This is a genomic window from Longimicrobium sp. (genome assembly GCF_036280135.1).
In the GTDB taxonomy this organism is placed as follows: Bacteria; Gemmatimonadota; Gemmatimonadetes; order Longimicrobiales; family Longimicrobiaceae; genus Longimicrobium.
In genome coordinates this window covers 1-4654 of sequence record NZ_DASURI010000628.1, presented here as the reverse complement: position 1 = coordinate 4654, position 4654 = coordinate 1, and the positions used below count along the sequence as shown (strand labels likewise).

Here is a 4654-nt window from a genome sequence, read left to right as displayed (position 1 = left end):
CGGCTCCAGCAGCCGCCCCAGCTGCTCGCGCCGGGAAACATCCCAGCGGAACGGCACCACCGCGTCCCGGCCCTGCATCGGCCTTGCCTCAGCCCCGGGCGAGCGCGCGGACGCCCGTGACCAGCCGCTCCACGTCATCCGCCGTGGTGTACGGCGCGATGCCGGCGCGGATCAGCCCGCCGCAGTCCGACAGCCCCAGCACGTCGCAGACGGTGGTCGCGTAGAAGTCGCCGTTCCACACGAACACGCCCTCCGCGCCCAGCCGCCGCGCCGCCTCGTCCGGCGACACGCCGTCGATGACAAAGCCCGCCGTGGGCGTCCGCATGCCGTCCGCGGGCGAGCCGTGAACGCGCACGCCGGGGATCCCCGTCAGCCCCGCGTACAGGGCGGCGAACAGCTCCGTCTCGTGCGCGTGGATGGCCCTGAACGCGCGCTCCAGCGAGGCGCGCAGGTTGTTGCCCGGCCCGTGGGAATCGAGGGATGCGATCCACTCCACGGCGGCCGCCGTGCCGGCCATGCCCTCGTGGTTGAGCGTGCCCGTCTCCCACCGCTCGGGCGACGCGTTGGACGCCGGCGGCACCTTGTACGGCGTCAGGCGCTCCAGGTGCTCCGCGCGACCCCACAGGATGCCCATGTGCGGGCCAAAGAACTTGTACGCGCTGCACGCCAGGAAGTCGCTGCCGATGGCCTGCACGTCCGGCAGCCGGTGCGGCGCGTAGTGCACGGCGTCCACGAAGCTCAGGGCGCCCGCCTGGCGCGCCAGCCGCGCCGCGCGGGCCACGTCGTTCACCGTGCCGATAGCGTTGCTCGCCGCGCCAATGGCCACCAGCCGCGTCCGCGGCGACAGCGCGCGCTCCAGCGCGTCCAAGTCCAGCGTGTACGTCTCCGCGCTGAACGGCACCACGTGCACCGTCATCCCGCGGTCCTCGGCCATCCGCCGCCAGGGCGCCACGTTGGCTTGGTGGTCCAGCTGGCTCACGATCACCTCGTCACCCGGGCCCCATTCGCGGCCCAGCGAGCGCGACAGGTGAAAGGTGAGCGTGGTCATGTTGGCGCCGAACACCACCTCGCGCGGGGACGGGGCGTTGAGGAACGCCGCCATGTTCTCCCGCGCGCGGGTGATGACGGCGTCCGTCTCCTCGCTGGTGGCGAAGAAGCCATGCGTGTTGGCGTTGTGCATCAGCAGGTAGTCGCGCATGGCGTCGCCCACCTGGCGCGGCACCTGGCTGCCGCCCGGCCCGTCGAAGAAAGCGATGCTCCGGCCGCCGATCTGCCGCTCGAACACGGGAAAGTCGGCGCGGACGCGGGCTGCGAACTGTTCGGACATGCGGAACTCGACGTCGGAGGATGGGGATCACGCCCCGTCGCGCGGCGTGGAAGCCCGAATGTAAGCCTCCGCGCCAAAACGAACAGCCCCGGCGGAGGCCGGGGCTGTTCGTGGAACGTAGCGTGCGGGCTACCGGCGTGGAACCGCGTCGCGATCCTGCAGGCCGAGACGGATATCACCGTCCGGGAACCGCGCCGTGATCTCCAGGTCGCCACCCATCGCCCTTACCATCCTGCGGAGCGAGCTGAGGTACATGTCGTTGCGGCGCTCCAGCTTGGAGACGCTTGCCTGCGACGTTCCCAGCGATGCCGCGAGCGCCTCCTGCGTCACGTTTCGCGCCTGCCGCAGCTCGGAGATGGGCATTTCCCGCAGCAGTTCCCGCGTACGCTCCTCGACGGCAGCAACCCGCTCCGGGCTCCAGTCCGCCACCAGCTCCTTGAACTTGCGCGCCATGGTCGTCTCCTCGATGAACCTTTCATGCATCGCGCGGCCGCCGGATCTCCCGCAGATGCTGATCGTACAGGTCATCCGCGATGGGGATCATCCACTGGTACCAGCGAGCGTCCCCCGTCTTGTCCCCGCCGATCAGCAGGATTGCGATCCGTCGTGGATCGAACGCGTACAGCACCCGGTACGGACGGCCTGCATGCTGAATCCGAAGCTCGCGCATGTGCCCATGGCGAGAGCCGTAGATCGCGGAGCTGTGTGGCGCCGGCAGGTGCGGGCCGAGCTCCTCCAGCAACCCGACGGTCGCGGTGACCGAGTTCTGCTCGTCAGCAGCCAATCCGCGCCACCACTCCTCGAATTCGTTCGTGTACTCGACTTCGTACGTCATAAGAATAACACCTGGGGAATATTCCGTCAAAGGAATCCCGCCTGATGCAACTCGGCCGGAGGTTTACAGCGAGCACAGAATAAAGTGTACATGTAGGACAAGCGCAAGCCCCGGCTCCGGGACTGCGCTCCAATTGAGAATCCGCCCGATCCGCGTAACTTTCAGACCGAATTGCCTGTACTCCGGTCAGACTCCGACATAGTTCATCTTGTGTCTATTCAAAGATTTAGCAGCGTCCGAACCACGATCCTCGCCGTCGTCCTGCTGCTTGGCGGATGCGTCGTGTATCAGAACGTGCCGCAGCGGGTGCCGTACACGGCGGCGCAGATGCGCTGGGCGGATTCCGTGTCGGCCCTGCGCGAGGCCGAGTTCGCGGCCATCCTCACGGGCGCGCGCGAGCAGCGACGGCCGGCGCTGCGGCGCAACCCCGTGCTGGACAGCGTGGCGCGGGCGCGCGCGTGGGACATGGCCCTGCGCGGCTACTTCGCGCACGTGACGCCGGAGGGCATCGGCCCCAACACGCTCGTGGAGCACGCCGGCTACGCGCTGCCGCCCGCGTACGAGCACGCGCTGTCGGGCAACAACATCGAATCGGCGGCGGGCGGATACGCCAGCGCGCGCACGGCGTGGAGCTACTTCATGGGCTCCACGCACCACCGCACGCACCTGCTGGGGCTCAATCCCATCTTCGCCGCACAGACGGAGTTCGGCATCGGGTACGCGTGGCGGCCCAACAGCCGCTACGGGCACTACTGGGTGGTGCTGATCGCACAGCCGGCGGAGACGGACAGCACGCGCGGAAACTGACGAGGATCGCGACAACGTGATCTCGCCCCGGCTGTCATTCTGAAAGAGGCGCGTCGTGATCCATCCCGTGCAGGGTGGCGCCGACTGAAGAATCTGGTCGCGCCGCGCGCGGACCCCGCCCGTGCACGAACCCCTCGCGCGCGAACTCAGCGCGCGGGCAAGATCACGTACTCCGGCGACCAGATTCTTCGGTCGGCCGGCGCCTCATCCATCCAGCCCGGGTGAGATCCAGTTGGCGCCGGCCGACCTCAGAATGACGGCACGGGATAGTGTAAAAGAAACCGCGACAACGGGATCTCGCCCCGCTGTCATTCTGAGGAGGCAGCAGGGGATGGGAAAAGACGAAGGGGAGACGACGTGCGTCGTCTCCCCTTCGTTGTTCACCGGCAGGGCCGGATCAGGACAGGGCCCAGAAGCCTTCCAGGGCGGCGCCGTCGGGGCTCTCGCGGAGCTTTTCGAACGCGCGGTTGCGGATCTGGCGGATGCGCTCGCGCGTGACGCCCAGCATGCTGCCGATCTCCTCCAGCGTGCGCTCCTCGCCCTCGTCCAGGCCGTAGTAGAGGTAGAGGATCTTGCGCTCACGCTCGGTGAGGTACTTCTCGAACATCTTCTCGAGGAACTCGCGGCGGGCCTGCGACTCCACCTCTTCCTCGATCTGCTCGGCCTCACTGCCGGCAAAGCGCTCGCCAAAGCTGGCGCTGTCGCGGTCGCCACGGTCCAGCGGGGCGTCGAGCGAGAGCTCGCTGGCCGCCACGCGCCGCAGGGCGCGGATGGTGTCGACCGGCTCGCCCATCTCGTTGGCGATCTCCTCGTCGGTCGGGGAGCGCCCCAGCTGCTGGGTGAGCGCGGTGTCCACGCGGGACAGGCGCACCAGGTTGGAGTTCTGGTTGAGCGGAATGCGCACGGACCGCGTCTGCTCGGCAAGGGCCTGCAGCACGGTCTGCCGGATCCACCACACGGCGTACGAGATGAACTTGACGCCCTTGTCGGGGTCGAACTTCTTGACGGCCTTGAGCAGGCCCTCGTTGCCGATGCACACCAGTTCCGCCAGGCCAAGGCCCCGGCCCTGGTACTTCTTCACGTAGGAGATCACGAACCGCAGGTTGGCCGTCACCAGGCGTTCGGCGGCCTGCTTGTCTCCGGCGCGCGCCCTGTGGGCGAGGGCGCGCTCCACGGCGGGATCGTCGATCAGGGGGTACTTCTCCACGTCCTGCAGGTACTGATCGAACGAATCCAGTGCCCGTGAGCTCAAGAACATGTTAGCTCGTCCTTTGGTAAAATGACGAGAGCAGCGAGCCTCGGTGGTGTGCGAGGCCCGCTGCCCTCAGTTCACGCGGAGCGGCTTGCTTCCCGGGAAGTCATAACCGGTGAATTTAGACCCTCTGGCGTCCAAAGTCAAATCTTTTTCTCCCGGCGCGCGAAGGTGTGTCTGCCGGCGCTAATAGCGTCCGGCGTCCAGAAGGTTCCGCTGCCCCGCCCATTTCGTGGCTGCGCGGCGTGCCGCAATTCTTGCGCCCATCTGCTACGCAGGCGCCCCGAAAACGGGGGAGAAATCACGGGTAAGTAAATGTAGTGGGGCAGGTTGCGAAGGGTGCCCAGCGGCGCGGAAGTGGACGAGAGAGGGCGAGCAGGCGGATTGAAGAGCTCGTGCACGGAGGCGGGCACCTCCTCGCCCGCCGAGGGGG

Annotated in this window: 5 protein-coding genes; 1 reads left to right on the top strand and 4 read right to left on the bottom strand. The window is 67.7% G+C overall.

Going from position 1 to position 4654, the window contains the following annotated elements; all coding sequences use genetic code 11:
• Window positions 1–88: 88 nt before the first annotated feature.
• The 3 genes from VFZ20_RS20335 to VFZ20_RS20325 all read right to left on the bottom strand — a co-directional run bounded on the left by VFZ20_RS20335 (window position 89) and on the right by VFZ20_RS20325 (window position 2162).
• Window positions 89–1327 (bottom strand): cysteine desulfurase-like protein, encoded by a 1239-nt coding sequence (locus VFZ20_RS20335; RefSeq protein WP_329685771.1) that lies wholly within the window; start codon window positions 1325–1327, stop codon window positions 89–91.
• A gap of 129 nt (window positions 1328–1456) precedes the next feature.
• Window positions 1457–1780, bottom strand: coding sequence for an XRE family transcriptional regulator (locus tag VFZ20_RS20330; RefSeq protein WP_329685770.1), 324 nt, complete (start codon window positions 1778–1780; stop codon window positions 1457–1459).
• A 22-nt stretch (window positions 1781–1802) separates the two neighbouring features.
• Window positions 1803–2162: a type II toxin-antitoxin system RelE/ParE family toxin gene (locus tag VFZ20_RS20325; RefSeq protein ID WP_329685769.1), complete on the bottom strand. Its 360-nt coding sequence runs from the start codon at window positions 2160–2162 to the stop codon at window positions 1803–1805.
• Between the two features lie 282 nt (window positions 2163–2444).
• On the opposite strand from VFZ20_RS20325, the gene VFZ20_RS20320 reads away from it, so the two are divergent.
• Window positions 2445–2969, top strand: a complete 525-nt coding sequence (locus VFZ20_RS20320) for a CAP domain-containing protein (protein ID WP_329685768.1) — start codon at window positions 2445–2447, stop codon at window positions 2967–2969.
• 397 nt (window positions 2970–3366) lie between these two features.
• On the opposite strand, the gene VFZ20_RS20315 is transcribed toward VFZ20_RS20320, so the two are convergent.
• The gene (locus tag VFZ20_RS20315) at window positions 3367–4227 is read right to left on the bottom strand and encodes an RNA polymerase sigma factor RpoD/SigA (protein ID WP_329685767.1); all 861 of its coding nucleotides are present in this window, start codon (window positions 4225–4227) and stop codon (window positions 3367–3369) included.
• Window positions 4228–4654 lie beyond the last annotated feature (427 nt).

What these genes read in the sequence shown, in the direction of transcription:
- VFZ20_RS20335 (WP_329685771.1), bottom strand. Translation starts at nt 1,327, where the DNA reads ATGTCCGAACAGTTCGCAGCCCGCGTCCGCGCCGACTTTCCCGTGTTC.
- VFZ20_RS20315 (WP_329685767.1), bottom strand. Translation starts at nt 4,227, where the DNA reads ATGTTCTTGAGCTCACGGGCACTGGATTCGTTCGATCAGTACCTGCAG.
- VFZ20_RS20330 (WP_329685770.1), bottom strand. Translation starts at nt 1,780, where the DNA reads ATGGCGCGCAAGTTCAAGGAGCTGGTGGCGGACTGGAGCCCGGAGCGG.
- VFZ20_RS20325 (WP_329685769.1), bottom strand. Translation starts at nt 2,162, where the DNA reads ATGACGTACGAAGTCGAGTACACGAACGAATTCGAGGAGTGGTGGCGC.